Annotated in this window: 20 protein-coding genes; 8 read left to right on the plus strand and 12 right to left on the minus strand. The window is 74.9% G+C overall.

Annotated features, from left to right (window positions below; genetic code table 11):
• Positions 1 to 93: 93 nt before the first annotated feature.
• Together ACFYNX_RS12410 and ACFYNX_RS12415 are read right to left on the minus strand one after the other, a co-directional pair.
• Positions 94 to 1,320, minus strand: coding sequence for a DUF6397 family protein (locus tag ACFYNX_RS12410; protein WP_388661538.1), 1,227 nt, complete (start codon positions 1,318 to 1,320; stop codon positions 94 to 96).
• A 172-nt stretch (positions 1,321 to 1,492) separates the two neighbouring features.
• Positions 1,493 to 1,906 (minus strand): roadblock/LC7 domain-containing protein, encoded by a 414-nt coding sequence (locus ACFYNX_RS12415; protein WP_388660651.1) that lies wholly within the window; start codon positions 1,904 to 1,906, stop codon positions 1,493 to 1,495.
• A gap of 152 nt (positions 1,907 to 2,058) precedes the next feature.
• Between ACFYNX_RS12415 and ACFYNX_RS12420 the strand changes: the two genes are divergently transcribed.
• On the plus strand, positions 2,059 to 2,484 hold the full coding sequence (locus tag ACFYNX_RS12420) for a PPOX class F420-dependent oxidoreductase (protein ID WP_388660654.1): 426 nt from the start codon (positions 2,059 to 2,061) through the stop codon (positions 2,482 to 2,484).
• Between the two features lie 152 nt (positions 2,485 to 2,636).
• Here ACFYNX_RS12420 and ACFYNX_RS12425 read toward each other — a convergent pair whose 3' ends face one another.
• From ACFYNX_RS12425 to ACFYNX_RS12445, 5 genes are all read right to left on the minus strand, one after another.
• Positions 2,637 to 3,254, minus strand: a complete 618-nt coding sequence (locus tag ACFYNX_RS12425) for an ATP/GTP-binding protein (RefSeq protein WP_125666196.1) — start codon at positions 3,252 to 3,254, stop codon at positions 2,637 to 2,639.
• The gene (locus ACFYNX_RS12430; RefSeq protein ID WP_388660657.1) at positions 3,235 to 3,651 is read right to left on the minus strand and encodes a DUF742 domain-containing protein; all 417 of its coding nucleotides are present in this window, start codon (positions 3,649 to 3,651) and stop codon (positions 3,235 to 3,237) included. Before ACFYNX_RS12430 ends, ACFYNX_RS12425 begins: the two co-directional genes overlap by 20 nt.
• 13 nt (positions 3,652 to 3,664) lie before the next feature.
• On the minus strand, positions 3,665 to 4,099 hold the full coding sequence (locus ACFYNX_RS12435; RefSeq protein ID WP_365543563.1) for a roadblock/LC7 domain-containing protein: 435 nt from the start codon (positions 4,097 to 4,099) through the stop codon (positions 3,665 to 3,667).
• Positions 4,096 to 7,098, minus strand: a complete 3,003-nt coding sequence (locus tag ACFYNX_RS12440) for a nitrate- and nitrite sensing domain-containing protein (protein ID WP_388660660.1) — start codon at positions 7,096 to 7,098, stop codon at positions 4,096 to 4,098. Before ACFYNX_RS12440 ends, ACFYNX_RS12435 begins: the two co-directional genes overlap by 4 nt.
• Positions 7,099 to 7,223: 125 nt before the next feature.
• On the minus strand, positions 7,224 to 8,066 hold the full coding sequence (locus ACFYNX_RS12445) for an MHYT domain-containing protein (RefSeq protein WP_388660662.1): 843 nt from the start codon (positions 8,064 to 8,066) through the stop codon (positions 7,224 to 7,226).
• A 196-nt stretch (positions 8,067 to 8,262) separates the two neighbouring features.
• On the opposite strand from ACFYNX_RS12445, the gene ACFYNX_RS12450 reads away from it, so the two are divergent.
• The 3 genes from ACFYNX_RS12450 (at position 8,263) to ACFYNX_RS12460 (ending at position 10,406) form a co-directional block, all read left to right on the plus strand.
• Positions 8,263 to 8,868: a class I SAM-dependent methyltransferase gene (locus ACFYNX_RS12450; protein WP_388660665.1), complete on the plus strand. Its 606-nt coding sequence runs from the start codon at positions 8,263 to 8,265 to the stop codon at positions 8,866 to 8,868.
• 197 nt (positions 8,869 to 9,065) lie between these two features.
• Positions 9,066 to 9,383, plus strand: a complete 318-nt coding sequence (locus tag ACFYNX_RS12455; protein WP_365543555.1) for a hypothetical protein — start codon at positions 9,066 to 9,068, stop codon at positions 9,381 to 9,383.
• Between the two features lie 96 nt (positions 9,384 to 9,479).
• Positions 9,480 to 10,406 carry a hypothetical protein gene (locus ACFYNX_RS12460; protein ID WP_388660668.1) on the plus strand — a complete coding sequence of 309 codons (927 nt, stop codon included), beginning with the start codon at positions 9,480 to 9,482 and terminating at the stop codon, positions 10,404 to 10,406.
• Between the two features lie 63 nt (positions 10,407 to 10,469).
• Here the strand turns inward: ACFYNX_RS12460 and ACFYNX_RS12465 are convergent, their stop codons facing one another.
• The gene (locus ACFYNX_RS12465; protein ID WP_388660671.1) at positions 10,470 to 11,066 is read right to left on the minus strand and encodes an HD domain-containing protein; all 597 of its coding nucleotides are present in this window, start codon (positions 11,064 to 11,066) and stop codon (positions 10,470 to 10,472) included.
• Between the two features lie 168 nt (positions 11,067 to 11,234).
• Between ACFYNX_RS12465 and ACFYNX_RS12470 the strand changes: the two genes are divergently transcribed.
• Positions 11,235 to 12,611: a tannase/feruloyl esterase family alpha/beta hydrolase gene (locus ACFYNX_RS12470; protein ID WP_388660674.1), complete on the plus strand. Its 1,377-nt coding sequence runs from the start codon at positions 11,235 to 11,237 to the stop codon at positions 12,609 to 12,611.
• A 66-nt stretch (positions 12,612 to 12,677) separates the two neighbouring features.
• Here ACFYNX_RS12470 and ACFYNX_RS12475 read toward each other — a convergent pair whose 3' ends face one another.
• Positions 12,678 to 13,754, minus strand: coding sequence for an acyl-CoA desaturase (locus tag ACFYNX_RS12475; RefSeq protein WP_388660677.1), 1,077 nt, complete (start codon positions 13,752 to 13,754; stop codon positions 12,678 to 12,680).
• A 285-nt stretch (positions 13,755 to 14,039) separates the two neighbouring features.
• Between ACFYNX_RS12475 and ACFYNX_RS12480 the strand changes: the two genes are divergently transcribed.
• Both ACFYNX_RS12480 and ACFYNX_RS12485 read left to right on the plus strand, forming a co-directional pair.
• Positions 14,040 to 17,012 carry a DEAD/DEAH box helicase gene (locus ACFYNX_RS12480; RefSeq protein ID WP_388660680.1) on the plus strand — a complete coding sequence of 991 codons (2,973 nt, stop codon included), beginning with the start codon at positions 14,040 to 14,042 and terminating at the stop codon, positions 17,010 to 17,012.
• On the plus strand, positions 17,009 to 18,382 hold the full coding sequence (locus ACFYNX_RS12485; protein WP_388660683.1) for an SWF or SNF family helicase: 1,374 nt from the start codon (positions 17,009 to 17,011) through the stop codon (positions 18,380 to 18,382). Before ACFYNX_RS12480 ends, ACFYNX_RS12485 begins: the two co-directional genes overlap by 4 nt.
• A 129-nt stretch (positions 18,383 to 18,511) precedes the next feature.
• On the opposite strand, the gene ACFYNX_RS12490 is transcribed toward ACFYNX_RS12485, so the two are convergent.
• The gene (locus tag ACFYNX_RS12490) at positions 18,512 to 19,435 is read right to left on the minus strand and encodes a hypothetical protein (RefSeq protein ID WP_388660685.1); all 924 of its coding nucleotides are present in this window, start codon (positions 19,433 to 19,435) and stop codon (positions 18,512 to 18,514) included.
• 7 nt (positions 19,436 to 19,442) lie between these two features.
• Positions 19,443 to 20,297: a bifunctional 5,10-methylenetetrahydrofolate dehydrogenase/5,10-methenyltetrahydrofolate cyclohydrolase gene (locus ACFYNX_RS12495; RefSeq protein ID WP_388660688.1), complete on the minus strand. Its 855-nt coding sequence runs from the start codon at positions 20,295 to 20,297 to the stop codon at positions 19,443 to 19,445.
• Between the two features lie 407 nt (positions 20,298 to 20,704).
• Here ACFYNX_RS12495 and ACFYNX_RS12500 point away from each other — a divergent pair, with 407 nt between their 5' ends.
• Positions 20,705 to 21,643, plus strand: a complete 939-nt coding sequence (locus tag ACFYNX_RS12500; RefSeq protein ID WP_388660691.1) for a terpene cyclase — start codon at positions 20,705 to 20,707, stop codon at positions 21,641 to 21,643.
• 49 nt (positions 21,644 to 21,692) lie between these two features.
• Here the strand turns inward: ACFYNX_RS12500 and ACFYNX_RS12505 are convergent, their stop codons facing one another.
• Positions 21,693 to 22,523 (minus strand): DUF1206 domain-containing protein, encoded by an 831-nt coding sequence (locus ACFYNX_RS12505; protein WP_388660694.1) that lies wholly within the window; start codon positions 22,521 to 22,523, stop codon positions 21,693 to 21,695.
• Positions 22,524 to 22,572 lie beyond the last annotated feature (49 nt).

The following is a 22,572-nucleotide window of genomic DNA, read 5'->3' on the forward strand; positions in this document are numbered from 1 at the left end:
CGCGCACGCGTCGCGCCACCTCTCCAGCATCCCTCGGCGGCCGCCGCACCGCGAGGGCCGCCGCCCTGCTTCGCCGCCCGGCCCGGGCCGGCATCAGGGCCAGGCCACCGGGCGCTTCCGTCGCCGGGCGCGCGCCTCGCCGCTCCCCCTCCCCCGGCGGAACCGGTCGAGGAGCCGGGTGCGGGTCGGACGGGAGGCCCGGTGGGAGGCCGGACGACCGGACGCCGTTGCCGGATGCCCGGCGGGAGCGGGAACCGCCGGAGGCGAACCCGGGACGGTCTCCTGTGGTGGCGGAGCCGTCGCCGGTGTCGCGTGCAGGGGCGGTGCCTCCACGAAGGGCGGCGCGGCCGCGGGAAGCGACGCCGTCGGCAGGGGCCGCGCCGACAGGGCCCGCGGGCCGCCGCGTACCGTCACCGGCACGGCCCACGGATCCGCCGCCCCGGACAGTACGGAAGGCACGGGGACGGCGTCGGCCCTCCTGGTAGCCGGCGTGGCCGTGGCAGCCGGGGCGACCGTGGCCGCCGTGGCGGTCTCCCCCGGATACGGGGCCGGGCACACGGCCCGCGCCTCGTCCAGGGCGAGCGCCAGGCTCAGCCGGTGCCAGAGGATCTCGTCGGGGTCGTCGGCCCGGGTGAGCCGCTCGGCGATCTCGCGTGCCGCCGCGTGCGTCGGCATCCCGGGCGGCGGGGGCGGACGCAACCGGTCGAGGTGCGCGCGCTCGTACGGATCGTCCACGACCTCGGCCGCCTGGAGCGGATCGAGCAGCGAGGCGATGGCCGCGGCCCGCGCCCACGGGTCCTCGGCCGCACGGAGCAGCAGGGAGAGCCGTCGCGCACGCCAGTTCCTCGGCCGCAGGTCCTCGTGCGCGGCCAGGCGCTCGCGGAGCGCCTGCGGCAGCCGTCCCGCGAGCAGCGCCGGACAGGTGCGGCCGAAGTCGGCGACCTCCTGCGCCAGGTACGTCCACACCACCGCTCGATAGCGGTTCAGGGAGAACCGCACCGGGCTGAGGTGCCCCGTCCGGACCAGTCGGGTGAACCGCTCCGGGGTGATTCCGAGGAGCGCGGCGGCCTCCGCGGTGCCCACCGCGCGCACCCGGTCGCGCAGGCCGGCGGGGAAGTCCGGCGCGGCCCTGAGGCGGTCGAGCTCGCACCGCTCGACACGCCTTCGCCCGCTCTCTCCCGCCGGCACCGTCCGCACCAGGCCGAGCTGGACCGCGAGCCGGAATTCGTCGCGCTTCAGCTCCAGTTCCTGCGCGGCCCGCACCGGGGTCACCGTCCGCACCCCTTCGCCCGCCGTCCTGTCGTGGCCCTCCGTCGTCATCACGCGGCCCTCCCCCGTACGTCCGTACTCTCCGTGGCGCGGATCCGTCCGACCCGCCGAAAAGAACGTAACGCAGAGTGACGAACCTCGCACCATCTGTGGACAACCACCTGTGGACAACTCGTGGCGGAACATCACGGAGGGACGCCGGAGGAGCCGTCGGAACGGGCCGTCAGAACGGGCCGTCCCCCGGAGGGCCGGGCTGCCGCGCCTCCACGGCGAGGTGTTCGCCGACCCGGTTGACCAGCAGGGTCATCTCGTACGCCACCTGACCGACGTCCGCCTCCGCCGCGCTCAGGACGCACAGGCAACTGCCCTCGCCCGCGGCGGTCACGAAGAGCAGCGCCTCGTCGAACTCCACCATCGTCTGCCGTGCCCGGCCCGCCTTGAAGTGCCGGCCCGAGCCCCGGGCGAGGCTGTGCAGGCCGGAGGAGACGGCGGCCAGGTGCTCGGCGTCCTCGCGCACCAAGCCGCTGCTCGCGCCCGTCACCAGACCGTCGTTCGACAGCACCAGCGCGTGCCGTATGTGTCCGACCCGCTGCGTCAGGTCGTCCAGGAGCCAGTCCAGTCCCTTGTCCAACGCCATCAGTCGTCCTCCCCCTACGTGGTGCGTCCCCGTCGACCCGGATTCCCGTGCTCCCCGTGCCACCGTGGTCCGCGTGTCGGCGCAAGCCTTACGCACTGTCGTGGGCAGGGCAAGCACTGCACCACGCCCGCGTGTGCCGCAGGATGGGAGGCATGACGAGGATGACCGATGACCAGTGGCGGGCCTTCGTGTCCGCGGGCACCCGCACCGGCAAGCTGGCGACCGTCCGCGACGACGGCAGTCCCCACGTCGTGCCGATCTGGTTCGTGCTCGACGGCGACGACTTCGTGTTCAACACCGGGAAGACGACGGTGAAGGGCCGCAACCTCGCCCGCGACGGACGGGTGTCCCTGTGCGTCGACGACGAGGACCCGCCGTTCTCCTTCGTCTCGCTGTTCGGGCGTGCCGAACTCAGCGAGGAACCGGACGCGTTGCGCCACTGGGCCACCCGCATCGGCGCCCGCTACATGGGTGAGGACCGCGCGGAGGAGTTCGGCACGCGCAACGCCGTTCCCGGCGAACTCCTCGTCCGGGTGAGGATCGACAAGGTGATCGCCGAAGCCGGCCTCGCGGACTGAGGACTGAGGACTGAGGATTGGGAACTGAGGACGGAGGACCGGGAACGACCAGGGGCTGGGGACTAAGGGCCGGGGGCCGGGTACCGGAGACCGGGGATCCCGCCGGTCCGGATATCCGATCCGCACGCCCGGCCGGCGGATCCGTGCGTGGTTCAGCCGACGGTGTCGAGGAGCCGGGCGGTGTGCATCCGTCCGGCGTACTCGACCAGGCGGATCAGCACCTCCTTCCCCGAGTCCCGGTCGCGCGCGTCGCACAGCACGACGGGCGTGCCCCGGTCCAGGTCGAGCGCGCGGGAGACGTCGTGCGCGCCGTAGGCACGCGCGCCCGTGAAGCAGTTGACGGCGACCACGAAGGGGATCCGCCGGTGCTCGAAGTAGTCGACCGCCGGGAAGCAGTCCTCCAGGCGCCGGGTGTCGGCGAGGACGACCGCCCCGAGCGCGCCCTGTGCCAGCTCGTCCCACAGGAACCAGAACCGGTCCTGACCGGGAGTGCCGAAGAGGTAGAGCGAGAGTCCGGAGCGGATCGTGATGCGGCCGAAGTCCATGGCGACGGTCGTGGTGGTCTTCCGGTCCACGCCGCCGGTGTCGTCGACGAGTTCCCCGGCCCGGCTGAGCCGTTCCTCGGTGCGCAGGGGCCGGATCTCGCTGACCGCGCCGACGAGGGTGGTCTTGCCGACGCCGAACCCGCCGGCGACGAGGATCTTCAGGGCGAGGTCGGTGGTGTCCGCGTCGTCGTCCGCGCCGGTTCTCTCAGAGTGCTCGTAGGCCATCGATTACTTCCCTCAGGATTCTTTCGTCGGGGAGCCGCGCGGGCGGCACGGGTCGGCCGACACGGACGAAGCCCGATGCGAGGAGGTCGCCGAGGAGCACCCGGACGACTCCGACGGGCAGGTCGGCGTCGGCAGCGAGTTCGGCCACCGACTGGGTCTCGGCCCGGCACAGGGCGAGCAGGGACCGGTGCTCGGGACCGAGGAGGGACTCCTCGGCGGGCCCGGGCGGATCGTCGTCCACGACGACGAGGGCGATGAGGTCGAACCGTACGTCGCCGGACCCCGGCTTCGTCCGGCCGCCGGTCATCGCGTACGGGCGTACGAGCGGACCGGCGTCGGAGTCGTACCACCGGCCGCCCGGCACGGACGGGCCGCCGCCGGTGCTGTCCTCGTTCACGGGACCCTCCGGGTCAGTCGGCGGCCGGTGGAGGCGCCGTGAGGCGCGGCGGGGTGTGCAGGTGCTCGCCGACGCGCTTCACGAGACGGGCCATCTCGTAGGCGACGAGGCCGATGTCGGCGTGCGCGGAGCTGAGGACGGCGAGGCAGGAGCCGTCCCCCGCGGCCGCCACGAAGAGGAAGCCGTCGTCCATCTCGACCATCGTCTGGCGGACCCCGCCGGTGCGGAACTGGCGGTCCGCGCCCTTGGCGAGGCTGTGGAAGCCGGAGGCGATGGCCGCGAGGTGTTCGGCGTCCTCCCGGCCGAGGCCGCCGGAGGCCCCGACGGCGAGTCCGTCGCTGGAGAGCACCACGGTGTGGCGGACCTCGCGGACCCTCCCCACGAGGTCGTCGAGGAGCCAGTCGAGTTCGCCGGGGCGGTGGGGGGAGACCCTCTCGTGGTCGATCATGTGTCGTCTCCTTCGGGGTGAGGGGCGTGCAGGGGGGCGGGGCGGGGGCGTCCGCCGTCGTGGCCCGCGCCGGTGCCGAGCGAGCGTCCGCCGCCCGGGGCCGCGCCACCGCCCCGCTGCCAGCCGTCCCGGTAGGCCGTCATCCGTTCCCGGACCCGCTCCGGGGTGCGGGCGTCCGCACCGGGCGCGGCCGGTGCGGGGGCCGGCTCCCGGTCCGGTGTCTCGCGCAACCGCGGGACGAGGCTCGCCTGCCGTACGCGACGGGGCAGTTCGCCCTCGTGCCCGCCGGGGCCGTCGACCGCCGTTCCGGACGGCTGCTCCCGCGGCCCTTCCCGCTCCCCCGCCGGCGGCGGTACGGAGGAGCCGCGGGGGCGCAGGGCGGTGACCCCTGCGGGCACCGGCCCGGCTTTCGGACCGGGCTCCGGATGCGTCGTGAGCGCGGGGACGGCCGTCGGGCGCAGCAGCGGTTGCGGTTGCGACTGTGGCTGCGGGCGGATGGACGACGAGATGCGGGGCGGCGGCGTCCGGGATCCGTCCGGCTGCGGCGGGAGGCTCCCGTGCCGCCCGCTTCCCTGCGGACGCGGGACGGTCCGGCGCGTGTCCCCGGGGAGGGCGGGACCGGTCCGGTCCGTGGAGGAGCGGGACGGTCGGCCACTGCCGAGGCGGCGGACCTCGGCGCGGGGCGCGCCCTCGCGTTCCCGGTCCTCCCCGTGCCCCCGAGTCGCGCGGGGGCCGTCCGCCGGTGCACCGCTTCCCGGCGGTGGTGCGCCCCGGAGCACGTCGGTGGGGAGGAGGACGACGGCCGTCGTGCCGCCGTAGGGGGAGGCCCGCAGATGGACCTTGACGTCGTGGCGGGAGGAGAGCCTGCTGACCACGAAGAGACCGAGCCGGTCGCTGTCGAAGAGGTCGAGGTCCTCGGACCGGGCGATGCGGGCGTTGGCCTCGGCGAGGCTCTCCCTGCCCATGCCGAGCCCCCGGTCCTCGATCTCCAGGACGTAGCCGTTGCCGACGGGTTCGCCGCTGACCCGCACCTTGGTGTGGGGCGGGGAGAACTGGGTGGCGTTCTCGATGAGTTCGGCCAGGAGGTGGGTGAGGTCGGCGACGGCGCCGCCGACGACGGCCCTCTCGGGGAGCCGGGGCACTTCCACGCGCACGTAGTCCTCGATCTCGGAGACGGCGGCGCGGACGACGTCGGTGAGGGGGACGGGCCTGCGCCAGGCGCGGCCGGGCGCGGCGCCGGAGAGGATGATCAGGCTCTCCGCGTGGCGCCGCATGCGGGTGGTGAGGTGGTCGAGCCGGAAGAGGTCGTCGAGTTCGCCGGGATCGTCGGCGCGCCGTTCCATGGCGTCCAGGAGGGTGAGCTGGCGGTGGACGAGGACCTGACTGCGGCGGGCGAGGTTGACGAAGACGCCGGAGACGCCGTCGGCGAGTTCGGCGCGTTCGACGGCGGCGGAGAGGGCCGCGCGGTGAACGGTGGCGAGGGCCTCGCCGACCTGGCCGATCTCGTCCTGGGAGCCGGGTGCGACCGGCGCTTCGGCGCGGATGTCGATCTCCTCGCCGGCGCGCAGCCGGCGCATGGCGGCGGGGAGTTCACGGCGCGCGATGCCGAGGGCGGTGTTGCGGAGGCCGACGAGCTCGACGACGAGGCCGCGCCCGATCCGTACGGAGACGAGGAGGGAGGCCCCGGCGGCCACGAGGCCGAAGACCACCGCGGCGCCGCCCGTGGTGAGGGCGCCGCCGGCGAAGGGGTCGGTGCGGTCGGCCGCTCCGGCACGCGCGCCGGCCTCGATCGCGGCGAGTCCGTCGCGTACGGCGGCGAGAGGGGCGTTCCAGTCGGTGGGGGTGACCGCCCGGGCGGCGGGGCGGCCGGGGCTCGCGGCGCCGATCCGGTCCTCCGCGCGGGTGAGCCGGGCGTGGTCGGCGCCGGCGGCGAGCCGGTTCCACGCGGCGCGTTCGGCGGCGGGCAGGTCGGCGGTGGCCGAGGCGATGAGGGTGCGGCGGGTCTCGACGGCTCCGGAGAAGGCGCGCAGTTGGTCGGCGGTGAGCAGGCCGGTGAGATGTGCGGAGCCGAGGAGGGCGTCCTCGCGGGACAGCATCTCGCCCGCCCGGCCGAATTCCAGGAGTACGCGCGCGTCGGCTCCCCGTTCGGCGTCCTGGACGCCGGCGAGGGCGCCGCCGACGGCGAAGGCGGCGGAGATCACCTCGGTGTACTCCGCGTAGACCTGGTCCCGGTCGGCCCGTCCGTCGGCAGCGGCGGTACGCAGGAGGGCGAGGCCCTCGACCTTGCCGACGAACGCGTTCACCCGATCGGCGACCTCGCGGGGCAGATCCCCGGTGTCGCCGACGGTGTGGCTCTCGTCCAGGCGGAGCCGGTCGACGGCCTCGTCGGTGCGCCGCATCCGGTCCTCGACCTCGGCGGCCCGGTCGGCGCCGGGGGCCGCGATCTGCCGTACGGCGGCTCGCCGTTCGGCCTGGAGCGCCGTGAGGGCGGCCGACACGGGCTCTCCGACCTCGGCGTCGAGGCGCTGGAGCCGACCGAGCCGGGCGACGTCCTGGGCGGTGGTGACGGTGGCGAAGCCCCACAGGGCGAGGAGCGAGACGACCGGGACCATCAGGAGCGAGACGATCTTGGCGCGGACCGTACGGGGGCGCGGGCCGGAGCGCGGGGCGGGCCGGATGTGCTCAGTGCCGGGGGCGACCCGCTCACCGTCGGAGGCGGAGATCCCTGCGGGGGCAGTGGCTCCCACCGGGCCGGTGGATCCCTCGGAGGCGATGGTTCCTCCGGAGGCGGCGGGCCGCGCAGGGCTGCTGGATCCCTCGGAGGCGGTGGTCCCGTCGGCGCCCGGAGGCGCGGTCCACCTTCCGTCGGCCGTCGGGAAGGCCCCGCGGTCGTGCTCCTCGGGCTCGTCGGCGGACGGCCCCGCGTGAGCGCGCCGCCCGCGCACGGCTGTCGGCGGTGCCGGTGCCCCGGCGTCCTTGGTCCTGCGGGGAGTTCGCATGGCCTCCTCGTTCCGGCTGCGGCGTTCCGGCTGCGGCTGTCTCTGGTGTGGTGGGGCGGGTGCCCGGGCGAGCGGGGCGGCGTGGACGGACGGAGCGGCCCGACCGGATCGGGAGGTGCGCCGGCTCAGTACGTACGCGTGCGCGTGCGGGCGGCTTCGGCAGGGCGGGAACCCCGGGGCGCGAGGTCCACCGGGGGATCGTCCGGCTCGGCGGGGCGCCCCGCGGAGGCGTACGCGGCGCGTTCCCCGGCCGTCGGGGAGAGGGCGACGAAGGCGGCGGTGACGAAGAGGTACGAGCCGAGGCCGACGGCGAGCGGGAAGACGAACTGCATGACCGTGGCACCGGGGAGGGCGGCGCCGGAGGGGGCCACCTCGACGCTCACCGCGAGCATGCCGGTGTAGTGCATGCTGCTGACGGCCGCGCCCATGACGAGCGAGGCGAAGGCCACGGCCGCGGGCGCGTGGATGTGGAGGGCCGCCCACAGGGCCGCGGTGGCGGCGACGACGGCGATGAGGACGGAGAGGCCGACGAGCAGGGGGTCGTACCGGATCTGGCCGTGGAGCCGGAGGGCGGCCATGCCCAGATAGTGCATGCTCGCCACACCGACACCCGTGGTCAGTCCGCCGACCAGCAGGGAACGGGTCCGGTCGCGTCCGCCGTGGCCGACGGCGAGCATGCCGACGCCGACGACGGCCATCGCGACGACGAGGCCGAGGACGGTGAGCGGAACGTCGTAACGGATGTCGGTGCCCGTCACGCCGAATCCGAGCATCGCCACGAAGTGCATCGTCCAGATGCCGCTGCCGATCGCGGAAGCGGCGGTGAGCAGCCAGTTCCGCCGTGCCCGGCCGGTCGCGTCGAGCGCCCGCACGGTGCAGCGCAGCCCGAGGGCGGCGCCGACACAGGCCATCGCGCACGACAGCACGGGGGTAAGCCAGCCGAAGGCGGCGTGGTCCAGGTGTCCCATGGCCCAGGGACGCTAGTGCGCATCAGGGGGCGCACCGGGGGCGCATTTCGAAAGCTGATGGAATGTGACAGAGAGCCGACTCCGAACGATCGCGCCGGGTCCGAACGCTCACTCAGAAAGACCTTGCCGAACGTTCACCCCTTCGGGTGGCGGGCACGCCGGATTCCCACACCTCCGACTAGGGGATCATGAGCACATGAGCGACGACCCCGCACGCGTTCGAGAGTTCTTCGGTGCCCGCGCCGCCGACTGGGACAGCCGGTTCCCCGACGACGGTCCCGCGTACGCCGCCGCCGTGGCCGAGCTCGGCCTGCGTCCGGGTGACTCGGTCCTCGACGCGGGCTGCGGGACCGGCCGCGCGCTTCCGCCGCTCCGCGCCGCCGTCGGCCCCTCCGGGACCGTCGTCGGGGTGGACCTCACCCCCGAGATGCTCGAACGGGCCGTCCGGGCCGGGCGCGGCAGTACGGACGGCGGGGCGCTGCTCCTCGCCGACGTCGGCCGGCTGCCCGTCCGCGAGGGCGCGCTCGACGCCGTCTTCGGCGCGGGGCTCGTCTCGCACCTCGCGGATCCCGCCGCCGGTCTGCGGGAACTCGCCCGTGTCGTACGGCCCGGCGGCAGGCTCGCGCTGTTCCACCCGATCGGACGGGCCGCCCTGGCGGCGCGGCACGGTCGCGCCCTCACGCCGGACGACCTGCGCGCCGAGTCCCGGCTGCGTCCCCTGCTCGCCGGGGCCGGCTGGCGGCTCGTGGACTACGTCGACGAGGACACCCGGTACCTGGCCCTGGCCGTCCGCGAGGGCTGAGGCACGACGGCGCCCCTCGGCAGGCAGACCCGTCCCCCGCCGGGCTTCGGGCTTCGGGCTTCGGGCTTCGGGCTTCGGGCTTCGGGCTTCGGGCTTCGGGCTTCGGGCTTCGGAGTGCCAATGCCCCCTTCTGCACCGGCACTTCCCTGTCTACGGTGGACCTGCCGGGCAGTCGTGCCCGGGAAAGGCGGCGGGCCGTGACGCAGGTACCGGAAAGACTCCGCAGACTCCTCTCCTTCGCCCGGAAGCCGCCCGGGGCCGCCGCGCCGGCGCCGGCGCGGCCCGTCCGGCAGGGGCACAACCTCTTCGAGGCGGCGGCGGTGTACGTGGCCGCGTGCGCCGAGGACGACCAGGCCCGGGCGGAGGAGGCCGCGAACCGCGTCTCCCCCGGCGCGCTCTCCTTCGGCGTGAACGAACTGGCCTGCCGGGCCCTCGTCGCGCTCGCCCGGGAGCGGAACGAGTCACCGCTCACCGTGGCCCGCTCGCTGCTCGGTCTGCGGAACGAATCGGCGTGACGCCGGGCGGACGGGCGGGGACTCCCCCGGCGGAACCCTCGACGCGTGGGTTACTCACTGGTTAAGGTGCGCCGACGACCGGATGGGGAGGCTGCCGTGGCTGGGACGGACCCGATCGCCGAGGGCGACGGCGACGCCGACGCGTTGTTCGTGCTGACCGCGGCACTGCTGACGCCCGCGCGCTTTCCGAGCGTGCTCGGAGACGACTATCCGGCGGCCTGTGCGGCGCTGGGACTGGGACCGCACCCGGACGGGTACGGGCTCGTCTTCGGCCAGGACGGCCTGGGGGCGCGGTGGACGGTGGTCGTCGACGACGTGTCGCTGGTGGCCGTGGCGATCTCCTCCTGGGACTGCGGCATGGCCTACGACCTGTCCCCCGACGAGCGGTCCGTGGTCGCCGGGCTGCCGGGCTGGCCACTCCCCGTGGCCACCGCCGCCCCGGGAGTGCCGGCCCCGCACGACCCGGAGCCCGAGGAGGGCGACCCCGCCCCGCTGGCCCCGCCGTCGGGCGACGCGTGGGGGCCCGCCCAGCGCCGTCTGGGCGCCGATCAGGTGGCGCTCCACTGGACCGCCTGGCGGTCCCGGATCAACGACGACGGCACGTACGCGGACGGCTCGCCGCCTTCGAAGGACGAGTCGGCTCCCAAGGACGAGTCGGCTCCGAAGGGCGCTCCGATCCCGGAGGCCGCAGACAGCGACGGTGCGCCGCCGGCCGCGCCCCCCGGAGCCTCCCGGACCTCCGGGAGCGACCCGTACGACGGCGTCAGGAGGGTCCTGGACGAGCTGCACGGCTACCTGGAGGAGCCGCCGCCGGTGGGACGGGTGCGGTCCGCCTCCGGCGCGGAGGCCGGCACGCGGCTGCTGCGCGCGGACGGCCCCGGCTGGTCGTTCGTGGCGAAGGCCGACGACATGGCGTTCGTCCTGCTCGACGAGGTGCCGCGCGAGGTGCTGCCGGTCGCGCGGGGCGAGAGGCTTCCCGCGCTGCTCAAGGGCCTCGACGCGATGGCCGTGCGCCCGGCCTGAGCCGATGTCCGGTGGCCGGTGGCCGATCGCCAGTGGCCGATTACCGGTACCGACCCCCGGGCCTCAGGTCAGGGCGTGCCCGTACGCCGCGGCCAGGTCGTCGAGCTCCGGGTCGCCGTACGCCGTGCGCAGCGCCCCGAAGGCCGCGACCTTGTCCTGGCCGAACCGGCTCACCGACACCGCGTAGGTCTCCGGGGACAGGAACCTCGGCGGTGTGCTCTTGCTGTGGAACTTGTCCGCGTACATGACCAGCCGTTCCTCCGGCGTGACCGCGACGTAGTCGGCCGGCGGCAGCGGCAGCCCCTGCGTGAGCACGTCCTCCTTGGTCAGTCCGACGCCCGTGTGACACGAGCAGAACCGACACACGGCCTCCGGCAGCCCTTCGGACGCCAGGAGCTCGTGTCCAAGGATCCCGTGCCGGATGTAGTTCCGGCCGTCGAGGCGCCCGTCGGCGCCGTACAGGCGGTACACCCCGATGTCGTGCAGCATGCACCCGGCGCGCACGAGCTCCGGGTCGAGGTTCTCTCCCGCGTGCGGGAGCAGGCGCTCGGCGATCCGCCACACGATCTCGCAATGGGTGAGGACGAGCTGGAGCGCCTCCTCGTGAGGAGCGTGTTTCCTGTGCAGCGCGCGGATCTCGTCGACCGAGGGAAGGTGCATCTCCGCAGCCTAATGAGCCGGAGAGGGTGACGGCTCCGGGCCCCCTGGCCGGAGCGCGCCCCATAGGACGGCGGTCCGAGGTGTGGTCTCCGACCATGGCCCGGCGGAAGGGGCGCGCCGCACGATGTGGCGCCGCTTCACTTTCCACCGTCCCATCGGAGGCCCACCATGCGCCTGTCCCCGGGCGTCTCCCTGTTCGCCGCGTTCCTGGCCGGAGTCACCCTCCTCGCCCCCGCCTCCCCCGCCGGGGCCGAGCCGGGGGCCGCCGCGCACTGCGCGCGCCAGGACCGGCTCCACGTGCCCGGCGCCGGGCACCAGCAGTCCGCCTGTCTGGGCGACCTGACCACAGCGGGGCTCGCGGGCACGCCGTACACCGACATGGCGGACCAGGCCGGTCTCGCCGCGAAGGGGACCCGCAACCCCTCGGGGGTGCCGGGCGTCCAGATCGACGGCTACTTCCCCGACGACTCGCGGCTCAACGCCACGCACGGTTGGTCCCACGACGCGCAGTTCGTCATCCGGCTGCCCGACCGCTGGAACGGCGCGCTCGTCGTCACCGGCGCGCCCGGCACCCGCCGCCAGTACTCCACGGACGCCCTCATCTCCGACCAGGTGCTCGCCCGGGGCTTCGCCTACGCCTCGACCGACAAGGGCAACACCGGTCCGGACTTCTTCACCGACGGGCGGAAGCCCGGCGACGCGGTCGCCGAGTGGAACCGCCGGGTGACCGAGCTGACGCTCGCCGCGAAGAAGGCCGTGCGGCAGCGGTACGGGCGGGCCGCGGACCGCACGTACATGACCGGCATCTCCAACGCCGGCTATCTGACGCGCTGGCAGTTGGAGAACCGGCCCGATCTGTACGACGGCGGAGTCGACTGGGAGGGCGTGCTGTGGACCGCGGGCGGTCCCAACCTCCTGACGAGCCTGCCCGTCACCGTGGCGCGCTCCCTGGGGCGGGCCACCGACGAGGATCTGGTCAGGGCCGGTTTCGCGCCGGACTCGCACTTCCTCTGGCCGTACCACGAGCAGGCGTACTGGGGGCTGACGCAGAAGATCTTCCGGGCCGAGTTCGACCCCTCGTACGACCCGGCCTGCCCCGGCTCCACCGCCGGCCGGACCGCGGCGGAGATCTTCGCCCCCTGCGCATCGGACGCGTCGTACGACTACGCCTCCCGGCCGGCGTCCGTCCACCGCGCCGTCGCGAAGGTCGCGCTCACGGGCCGGATCGGCAAGCCCCTCATCACGCTCCACGGCGACCTGGACACCCTGCTGCCCGTCGCCACCGACTCCGACGTGTACGCGCGGATGATCGACGACCGGGGGCGGGGCCGGCTGCACCGGTACTACACGGTGCGGGGCGGGACGCACACCGACGGCCTGTACGACACGTATCCGGACCGGCTGCGGCCGATCCTGCCGTGCTACCGCTCGGCGTTCGACGCGCTGACGCGCTGGGTCGAGGAGGGCGCGGCGCCGCCCGCGGACCGCACGATCGCGCGGCCGGTGGACGGGGACGTGGTCAATTCCTGCGCGCTGGCGGAGTGAGCGCCCTCCCCCGAAAGAGCAGCCGGAGGGCGGTGCGGCCCTCCGCCGGCTCGGCCCCGGTCCCGTTCAGGCGCGCAGGGACGCGCCCACCTCGTGCAGGTGGCCGAGGGCCTGGCGGTAGGAGTCGACGAAGCCGGTCTCCGTGTACGGCACGCCGAGCGCGGCGCAGTGGGCCCGTACGGCGGGCTGGGCGAGCCGGAGGTTCGGGCGCGGCATGCTGGGGAAGAGGTGGTGCTCGACCTGGTAGTTGAGCCCGCCGAGGAACCAGTCGGTCAGGGCGCCGCCGCGGATGTTGCGCGAGGTGAGCACCTGGCGGCGCAGATGGCCCCAACCGTCGCCGTCCTCGTGCTCGTCCGGCCGTTCCATGCCCTTGTGGTTGGGGGCGAAGGCCATGCCCAGGTGGACGCCGAGGAGCATCTGGTGGAGCAGGGCGAAGACCAGGGCCTGGGCGGGCGCGAGGAGGGTGAGCAGCAGGGCCGCGTACCCGGCGAAGTGGGCGAGGAGCAGGCCGCCCTCGACGAGCCGCTCGCGCCGGGTGCGGCAGGGGCCGTCCTCCGCGAGCAGGGCCCGGATCCCGTACGCCTTGAGCGCGATGCCCTCCAGGGTCGTCAGCGGGAAGAACAGCAGGGCCTGGTGGCGGGTGAGGAAGCCGCGCAGGCCCGTGCGGCCCGCCGTCTGGTGCTCGGCGAAGACGAGGACGTCGGCCGCCACGTCCGGGTCCTTGTCGAGGTGGTTGGGGTGGGCGTGGTGACGGTTGTGCTTGTCGTTCCACCACTCCCGGCTCATGCCGAGGAGGAGGTTGGCGTGGACGAGCTGGACGGCGCGGCTCACCCTGCGGTCGGCGGTGATCTGGGCGTGCCCGGCGTCGTGGCCGACGAAGGCGGCGCGGGCGGAGAGCAGGGCGAGGGGGACGGCGAGCGGAAGCGCCCACCAGGAGGGGCCGACGAGGGCGAGTCCGGCCACCACGGCGGCGATGCCGAGGAGGTCGAAGACGATGACGCGGGCGTACCAGCCGGGCCTGTGCACGAGGAGGCCCTGTTCCCTGACCGTCCGCAGGAGCGGGGCGAACTCGCTGCCGCTCCTGGTGCGGGCGGGCGCCACGGGGGGTGCGGCGGCCGGGGGCAGGACGGTGGCCTGGGACATGGCGGGCTCCGGTTTCTGTCGGGCGGTGGCCCGTTCGGTGGGCGCCCACCGAACGTACGGACGCGTGACCGGTCGGAGCCATGGCGTCACCACCCGTCCCGGGCGGGGGGCGCTCCGGGGGGCCGGGGTGGGGAGGGCCCCACCCCGGAGGGCACCGTCCCGGGGACGCTTCTCACGAGGGGCGGTCGAGCCGTGACGCGGATCACCCGGAATGGAGAGGCGTCGGGGAGACCGGTGGGGTACTCTCGGCGACTCCGCCTCCAGTAGTCAAATTTGAGGAATGCGTTGTCGCTGTCGCACGGACCCGATGATCCGACCCGCGAACCCGCCCGCACACTCTCCCGCCACTCCGCCGTCTTCCTCCCCGCCGATCCGCCCCGCGCCGGGCGGATCGCCTTCTGGTCACCGGACGGCGAGCCGCTGCCGGACTCCCCCGGCGTGTCCACGGCCGTCGCCGAACTCACGGTCGTGGACGGCGACACCCTCCGGCCCGTGACCGTCCCCGCCCGCACGCTCTCCGTACGGGACGCCCTGCCGCTGCTCGTCCGTGCCCGGTCCTCGGACACCGCGTCCCCCGCGGTCGCCTTCTGGGGCGCCGCCGCGCTGCTCGCCCTCGGCCTCGTGGCGCGCGGTCTGCTCCTGCCCGGCCTCACGCCCGGCGACCACGACGCGTGGCGGGCCGGACCGCTCGGGCCCGAGGAGCTGGAGCGACTCCGCACGCTCGCCGCGTCGATGCCGCCCGCGGCCCACGCCGTACCCCTCCCGTCCGATGCCTCCGCCCCTCGTGACGAGCCACCGCCGCTGCTGCTGCCCGAGCCCGAGGCGCTGCTGCGGGCCTTCGCCGACGCCGTCGCGGACATCCTGCCGCGCACCCCGGCGGCTGCCCTGGCGGCCGGCGGGCCCGCCTTCGCGGCCGAGGAGCCGCAGGCCGTTCCCGAGCAGCGGGCGTGGGCGGCCGGCGTGGCCGCCGTGCACGACGCGGGCGTCCGGCTCTCGCTCCGTCTCGAACTGCCCGGCTTCACCGCCGAGTCGCGGGAGGCGCCCGGCTTCCGGGCGGTGCTCCGACTGCACGGCGTCGCCGATCCGACCCTGGTCGCGGACGCGGCCGAGGTGTGGTCGGGCTCGGGCCCGGTCGGGGCGGCCTTCGGCCCGCGCGCCCGTATGGACGCCCTCCTCGCCCTCCGGCGCGCCGCCCGCGCCTGGCCCCCGCTCTCCCCGCTCCTGTCGGCGGCCGTGCCCGACGCGGTCGAACTGGCCGACGAGGAGGTCGCGGAGCTCCTGGGCCCGGCGGCCGACGCCCTCGCGGCCCTGGGCGTCCGGATCCACTGGCCGCGCGAACTCGCCGACCGGCTGACGGCCCGGGCGGTGATCGGCCCGCACGCGCCCGGCGCCCGCGTGGACACCGACGCCGCCGTGGACACCCGCGACGGTGTCGGCGACGGCTCCGGTGACGGCGACACCCGTACCGAGGCGGGTTCCTCCTTCCTGCCGTCCCTCCTCGCCGCCGACTCCCTCCTCGCCTTCAACTGGCGTTTCGCCGTGGGGGACCACGAGCTGTCCCGCGCCGAGCTCGACCGGCTCGCCGAGGCCGGACGGCCCCTCGTGCGGCTGCGCGACCGGTGGGTGCTCGTCGATCCGGCCGAGGTGCGCCGCGCCAGGGCCCACCAGGACCACGAGGTCACGCCGGTGGACGCCCTCTCGGCCGTCCTCACCGGTACGACCGAGGTCGACGGGCACACCGTCGAGGTGGCGGCGACCGGCCCGCTGGAACGCCTGCGGGAACGGCTCGCGCGTCCCGAGGGCGGCAGGCCCGAGGTGACCCAGCCCGCCGCGCTCGCCGCGACCCTGCGCGACTACCAGGTGCGCGGGCTCGACTGGCTGCACCGGATGACCTCGCTCGGTCTCGGCGGCTGCCTCGCCGACGACATGGGCCTCGGCAAGACGATCACGGTCATCGCCCTGCACCTGCACCGGCAGACCGACCCGGCCTCGGCCGGTCCCACCCTCGTCGTCTGTCCCACCTCGCTCATGGGCAACTGGCAGCGGGAGGTCGAGAAGTTCGCGCCCGGCACGCCGGTGCGCCGCTTCCACGGCACCGCCCGTGACCTGGAAGGGGTTCCCGACGGCGGCTTCGTCCTCACCACGTACGGCACCATGCGGCTCGACGCCGAGCGGCTCGCCGGGCGGGACTGGGGGCTCGTCGTCGCGGACGAGGCGCAGCACGTCAAGAACCCGTACTCGGCGACGGCCCGCCGGCTGCGGACCATCGGGGCACGCGCACGCGTGGCGCTGTCCGGCACGCCGGTGGAGAACAACCTCTCCGAGCTGTGGGCGATCCTCGACTGGACCACCCCGGGGCTGCTCGGCGGCCTGGGCGCCTTCCGCACCCGGTTCGCCCCCGCCGTCGAGGGCGGCCGCGACCCGGCCGCCGCCGCGCGCCTCGCCGCGCTCGTCCGGCCGTTCCTGCTGCGCCGCCGCAAGTCGGACCCCGGCATCGCGCCCGAGCTCCCGCCGAAGACGGAGACCGACCGCACCGTGTCGCTGACGCCCGAACAGGCCGGTCTGTACGAGGCGGTGGTGCGGGAGACGCTGACGGCGATCTCCGCGGCCGACGGCATGGCGCGCCGCGGCCTCGTCGTGAAGCTCCTGACGGGGCTCAAGCAGATCTGCAACCACCCCGCCCAGTACCTCAAGGAGGAGAACCCGAGGATCGCGGGGCGGTCGGGCAAGCTGGAACTGCTCGACGAGCTCCTCGACACGATCCTCGCCGAGGGCGCCGCCACCCTGGTCTTCACCCAGTACGTGGGGATGGCCCGGCTCCTGGAGGCGCACCTCGCGGCGCGGGGCGTGCGGACGCAGTTCCTGCACGGCGGCACGCCGGTCGCGGAGCGGGAGGCGATGGTCGCCCGCTTCCAGAACGGGGAGGTCCCGGTCTTCCTGCTCTCCCTGAAGGCCGCGGGCACGGGGCTCAACCTCACCCGCGCCGAGCACGTCGTGCACTACGACCGCTGGTGGAACCCGGCGGTGGAGGCGCAGGCCACCGACCGCGCGTACCGGATCGGGCAGGACCGGCCGGTGCAGGTCCACCGGTTGATCGCCGAGGGCACGATCGAGGACCGGATCGCCGCGATGCTCGACCGCAAGCGGGAGCTGGCGGACAGCGTCCTCGGCTCCGGCGGGGAGATGCCGCCGGAGCTGACCGAACTGACCGATGCCGAACTGGCGGAGCTGGTGCGACTGCGAGGGGACGGACGATGAGCGGGTACGGACACGGGGACGGCGAGCGGACCTTCGCGGCGCTGCCGCCGGCACGGGGCGGGGCGTTCACCCGGACCTGGTGGGGCCAGGTGTGGCTCAAGGCCCTGGAGGACACCGCGCTCGACGGGCAGCAGCTCAAGGCGGGGCGCCGCCACGCGCGCGCGGGGGCGGTGGGCGCCGTGTCGGTGCGGCCCGGCCGGATCACCGCGGTGGTCAAGGACCGGGACGGCACGGCGCACCGGAGCGACGTGCTGGTGCGGGAGTTCTCCGAGGAGGAGTGGGAACGGCTGCTCGACCTCGCGGTGGACAGCGCGGGCCACATCGCGGCCCTCCTCGACCGCGAGATGCCGCCGCACCTGGTGGAGGACGCGGCGGCGGCCGGGCTCGACCTGCTGCCGGGCATCGGCGACCTCGATCCGGAGTGCGGCTGCGAGGCCTGGGACCACTGCCCGCACACGGCGGCGCTCTGCTACCAGGTGGCACGCCTCCTGGACGAGGACCCCTTCGTGCTGCTCCTGATGCGCGGGCGCGGTGAGCGCACCCTGCTCGACCAGCTCCAGGCCCGCAGTGCTTCGCGTGCCGCCGCTCCCCCGGGACGCGGCGGGGACGGCGGCGCCGGCGCTCCCGGGAGCGCCGGCGGAATGCCCGGCGTGCCGGCCGAGGAGGCGTACGCGTCGGCGTTCCTGCTGCCGCCGCTGCCCGCCCCTCCGGACCTTCCGGCCGCGCCGGGCCGGGCCCCGTCCCTGGACACGGACACCGAGCCGGAGCCGGGGGTGGATCCGGCGGCCCTCGAGTTCCTCGCGACGGACGCGGCGGCCCGTGCACACCGGTTCCTCGCCGGGGCCCTGGGACCGGGCGGGGAGGCACCGGAACTGACGGAAACCGGATTGGAGAAAACCGGACTGGAGAAGACTGCACCGGTGGAAACCGCACTGGAGGAAACCGGGCTGACGGCAGCTCAGGACGCGGTGCGGCTCGCCGCGGGCTCTCCCGCTCCGTGGATCGCGGCGCGGCTCGCCACCGGTTCGGGCCGGTCGCGGGCGGACCTGGACCTCGCCACGCGCGCGTGGCGGTTCGGGGGCGCCGCCGCCCTCGCCGTACTGGAGGAGGAGTGGGAACCGGACGCCGAGGCCCTGGCCCGTGCCGGGGCGCGGCTCGCGGAGGCCTGGGAGGACGACGAGCGTCCGGTGCTGCGGCGGGCGGGCGGCGCCCGGTGGACGGCCGTGGGCGCGGAGGCGCAGGTGCGGCTCGGGGAGGACGGCCGCTGGTGGCCGTACCTCAAGTCCGCGGGGCGCTGGGCCCCGGCGGGTCCGGCGGACCGGGACCCGGCGGCGGCCCTGGCTACGGCGCTCGCGGCGGACGTGTGCTGAGCCCAGGACACCGCCTGAGCGCGGGGCATTGCCTGAACACGGGGCATCATCTGAGCCCAGGACACCGCCTGAACGCGGGGCGTCACCTGAGCCGTGGGCGCCGCCCACAGGGGAGACACCCCACGCGCGCTATCTGAGCCGGTGGCTGATCCTGTCGCCGGTCGCGGAGGGGACGGCCAGGCTGCAGGCGACGGCGTCCGAGCCGAGGAGGTGGCTCGTCCGGTACGGGTACTGGACGAAGGTCGTCCAGCGCGTGCCGAACGGCTGCCGGGCGGCCTTGCGGCGCAGCGGTTCGCGGCAGAGTGCCGTGGCCGCCTCCCGTACCGCCCGGTCCGTGGCGTAACGGCCGGTCAGCCGGGGCCGGGCGACCAGTTCGGCGGAGTGCGGCGCGTCGCAAGGGCGCCGGACGGCGGTTCCCGGCGCGTCGCGGTCGATGTCGAAGCAGTCGCCCACGCGCAGCGCCTCGAAGGAGACGGGCCGCCCGGGGCGCCGTCCGTCCTTCCGACCGCCGGAGGGGGCCGGGGCGGCGCTCCTCGTCGGGGACGGCGCCGGTGACGTGCTCGCGTGCGGGGACCGGCCCTCGGGCTCCGTGCGCGTCGGCGTGGCGCCCCGCGCGGCCGTGGCCGCCGGCGTGCCGTCCGCCGTCCTGCCGCCCTGTGTCGTGCCGTCCGCCGTCCTGCCGTCCCGCGTCGTGCCGTCCGCCGTCCTGCCGTCCCGCGTCGTGCCGGGCGTCGGCGTGCCGGTGGTTCCGGCGCCGGACGCGCCGGGCGTCGGGCCGTCCGTCGGAGGAGGAAGAGGAGGAGCGGCGTCCCCGGTGGCGACGGGAGACGGCGCGCCCATCGGGTTGCCGTCGTTCTCCCCGCCCTCCCGGACGGTCAGGAAGGCGGTCGCCACCAGGGCGGCCGTGAGCAGCGGGAGGAGCGGCGCGCCGAACCGGAGGGTGCGCCGCGCCGCCGGCCGGCGGCCCCGGCGCGGGTGTTTCCGGTCGCCCGGACGCCGTCCGTGCAGCGCTCCGCCGATCGCCGAACGCCCGTCCCGCCGCCTCTCCGTCATGGCCGTCCTACAGACCGAGCTGGCGCTCGGCGCCCTCGACCGTCTGGGCGAGGAGCACGGCGATGGTCATGGGGCCGACGCCGCCGGGGACCGGGGTGATGAGGGAGGCGCGCTCGGCAGCCGACGCGAAGTCGACGTCGCCGATGTTGCCCGGGTTGTAGCCGGCGTCGACGACGACGGCGCCGGGCTTGATGTCCTCGCCCTTGATGAAGTTCGGCTTGCCGACGGCGGCGACCAGGACGTCGGCCTCGCGGACGACCGAGGAGAGGTCCCGGGTGCGGGAGTGGCAGTAGGTGACGGTGGCGTCGCGGCCGAGGAGGAGCAGGCCGGCGGGCTTGCCGAGGATGGCGCTGCGACCCACCACCACGGCCCGCTTGCCGCTCAGTTCGACGTCGTACGCGTCGAGGAGGCGCATGATGCCGCCGGGCGTGCAGGAGACGAAGCCGGGGAGGCCGAAGCCCATGGCGGCGAAGGAGGCCGTCGTGACGCCGTCGACGTCCTTCTCCGGGGCGATGGCCTCGAAGGCGGCGCGCTCGTCGATGTGGGGGCCGACCGGGTGCTGGAGGAGGATGCCGTGGACCTCGGGGTCCCTGGAGAGGGCGGTGATCGCGGCGACGAGCTCCTCGGTCGTCGTGGTGGCGGGCAGCTCGACGTGCCGGGAGCGGATCCCGGCCTTCGCGCAGCGGTTCTGCTTCATCTTCACGTACGTCACGGAGGCCGGGTCCGCGCCGACCAGGACGGTCGCGAGACAGGGGGTGACGCCGGTGCGGCGGGTGACCTCGGCGGCGCGGGCGGCGGTCTCCTCGACCGTGCGGCGGGCCAGGGCCGTACCGTCCATGAGGGTGGCGGTGCTGGTGGACATGGCAACTCCTGGGCGTCGTCTCTGACCGGTGGTTCGCCCAGGCGCACGGCATTCGGCACGGGTGCGCCGACGGGCGCGCTCCGCGGGACCGCTCCCCGGTGGTGATCCACCTCAAGCGCCAGTCACGGCCCGGGCCCCACTCTACGTGAGGGTCCGGGGATGAGTCTCGGACAGGTCCGGGCCGGACCGCGGCGGGCGACGGCGGCCCGCGCGGAGGGAATCGTCGCTGACCATCCCCGGGCTCCGCACCGCCGTCCGACGGCCCGGTCCCGGTTGTGTGGATCCGGAATCGATCCCCTTGTTATTCCTGGCAGTTAGTGATCGATTCAAGTACTCTTCGATCGCGCCGGGGGGCGTTGGGGGCACCCGGGCCCAATGCCCTGGGGGTGCACGTGTTCCATGCCGCAGTGCTCGACCTTCCCTTCCCGCCGCACAGCCATCCGGACCGGGCGCCCGCCGCGCGGCTCCACCGGGAGTGGCTGGAGCGTCACGAAGGGCTCGCCGGAGCCGTCGACGCGGCGGTGTACGACCGGTGGGACGTACCCCGGCTCGCCGCGCTCACCAGTCCCGACTGCGCCACCGGCGACCTCGCCCTCGCCGCTGATCTGCTCGGCTTCTACTTCCTCTTCGACGACGGGTTCGACACCGGTCTCGGCCGGGCCCCCGCGCGGGTGGCGGAGGTCTGCACCCGGCTGACGGCCCTCCTGCACGGGGACGGCCCCGCGCCCGGCGCCCGCACCCCCGTCGAGCGGGCCTTCGCCGACCTCTGGGAGCGCAGCGCGCGCGGCATGTCCGCCCGGTGGCGGGCGAGGAGCGCCTACAACTGGGAGTGGTACTTCGCCTGCCACCCCGCCGAGGCCGCCGGCCGGCTCTCCGGGCGGCTCCCGGACCGGGAGGGCTATCTGGCGCTGCGCCGGGGAACGGCCGCCATGGAGACCCTCTTCGACATGGTCGAGCGGCTCAACCGGTTCGAGGTGCCGCAGGAGGTGCTGCACCATCCGACCCTCCGCCTGATGCGCCAACTGGCGGCCGACATACCGTCGTTCACCAACGACGTGCACTCGTACGCGCAGGAGTTGGCGCGCGGCGACGTCGCCAACATGGTGATGATCGTCCGGGAGGAGCGCGGCGGCACCCCCGAGGAGGCGGCCGCCCAGGTGATGCGCGAGGCCCAGGCGATGGTCGACCGCTTCGTGGGGCTGTCCGCCCAGGTTCCCGGGATCTGCGACCTCCTCGGCCTCTCCCCCGCCGGGCGCGAGGCCGCCCGCCGGTACGTCGACGGCCTCGCCTCCTGGATCGCCGGCTACCACCGCTGGGAGGTCGACACCGGCCGCTACGACGGCTGAACGCCCCGCACGCGTGCGCGTGCGGGGCGTTCGGAGCGAGGCCGGCGGATCAGACGTCGCGCCACTTCGCCTGGCCGAAGGAGAAGATCCCGAAGAGGACGAGCCCGACGGCCACGGCGACCAGCAGCCACGGCCCGGCGGGGGTCTGCGCGAACGAGCGGATCGCGTCGTCCATGCCCTTGGCCTCGTTCGGGTCGAACTCGATCGCCGCCTTCAGGCCGAAGAAACCGATGGCCGCGAAGACGAGTCCGCGTCCCACACCGCCGACGATGCCGGTCACGTCCATGAAGCGGCGCTGCTTCTCGGACATCGTGGTCCACGTCAGGTGCTTGCGGTACTTCCGCATCACGGCCCGGCCGCCCATCCACAGGCCCGCGCCGAGGAAGCCCAGGGCCGCCGCGCCGACCAGCCACTGCCCCGCCGGCATGTCGAGGAGACGGCCGGTGATGTCGTGGCTCTGACGGTCGGTCGAGCCGGCGCCACTGTCCCGGTTCCCCGTCGCGAAGGACAGGACGAAGAAGGCCGAGACGGCGTAGAAGACGGCCCGGGCACCGGACACGGCCCGCTTGGCCGGCTTGTCGCCCTTCGGACCCGCGCTGCCGAACAGGGCCTCCGAGAGCCGCCACAGCGCCATCCCGACGAGACCGATGCCGAGGGCCCAGAGCATCACGGCTCCGAACGGCGTCTCGGCGACCTGCGCGAGGGCGCCGCCCTTGTCGGCCTGCTCGCCGGTGCCCGTCAGGCCGATGCGTACGGCCAGGATCCCGATGAGCAGGTACAGCACTCCTCGCGCGACGAAGCCCGCCCGGGCGCCCGCTCGCACCACGTCCCCACGGGCGGCTCTTCTCGCGACGGCCGTGGTCGACCCCCCTGCGCTCATGCCCATTCACCCCTCTCGGATCGGAATGACCGGGTGCCCCGTCTTCCGC

It is taken from the genome of Streptomyces sp. NPDC007872 (assembly GCF_042868165.1).
In the GTDB taxonomy this organism is placed as follows: Bacteria; Actinomycetota; Actinomycetes; order Streptomycetales; family Streptomycetaceae; genus Streptomyces.

Coding starts and splice junctions, on each gene's coding strand:
- ACFYNX_RS12410 (WP_388661538.1), bottom strand. CDS start 1,320: ATGACGACGGAGGGCCACGACAGGACGGCGGGCGAAGGGGTGCGGACG.
- ACFYNX_RS12415 (WP_388660651.1), bottom strand. CDS start 1,906: ATGGCGTTGGACAAGGGACTGGACTGGCTCCTGGACGACCTGACGCAG.
- ACFYNX_RS12420 (WP_388660654.1), top strand. CDS start 2,059: ATGACGAGGATGACCGATGACCAGTGGCGGGCCTTCGTGTCCGCGGGC.
- ACFYNX_RS12425 (WP_125666196.1), bottom strand. CDS start 3,254: ATGGCCTACGAGCACTCTGAGAGAACCGGCGCGGACGACGACGCGGAC.
- ACFYNX_RS12435 (WP_365543563.1), bottom strand. CDS start 4,099: ATGATCGACCACGAGAGGGTCTCCCCCCACCGCCCCGGCGAACTCGAC.
- ACFYNX_RS12440 (WP_388660660.1), bottom strand. CDS start 7,098: ATGCGAACTCCCCGCAGGACCAAGGACGCCGGGGCACCGGCACCGCCG.
- ACFYNX_RS12445 (WP_388660662.1), bottom strand. CDS start 8,066: ATGGGACACCTGGACCACGCCGCCTTCGGCTGGCTTACCCCCGTGCTG.
- ACFYNX_RS12450 (WP_388660665.1), top strand. CDS start 8,263: ATGAGCGACGACCCCGCACGCGTTCGAGAGTTCTTCGGTGCCCGCGCC.
- ACFYNX_RS12465 (WP_388660671.1), bottom strand. CDS start 11,066: ATGCACCTTCCCTCGGTCGACGAGATCCGCGCGCTGCACAGGAAACAC.
- ACFYNX_RS12470 (WP_388660674.1), top strand. CDS start 11,235: ATGCGCCTGTCCCCGGGCGTCTCCCTGTTCGCCGCGTTCCTGGCCGGA.
- ACFYNX_RS12475 (WP_388660677.1), bottom strand. CDS start 13,754: ATGTCCCAGGCCACCGTCCTGCCCCCGGCCGCCGCACCCCCCGTGGCG.
- ACFYNX_RS12485 (WP_388660683.1), top strand. CDS start 17,009: ATGAGCGGGTACGGACACGGGGACGGCGAGCGGACCTTCGCGGCGCTG.
- ACFYNX_RS12490 (WP_388660685.1), bottom strand. CDS start 19,435: ATGACGGAGAGGCGGCGGGACGGGCGTTCGGCGATCGGCGGAGCGCTG.
- ACFYNX_RS12495 (WP_388660688.1), bottom strand. CDS start 20,297: ATGTCCACCAGCACCGCCACCCTCATGGACGGTACGGCCCTGGCCCGC.
- ACFYNX_RS12505 (WP_388660694.1), bottom strand. CDS start 22,523: ATGAGCGCAGGGGGGTCGACCACGGCCGTCGCGAGAAGAGCCGCCCGT.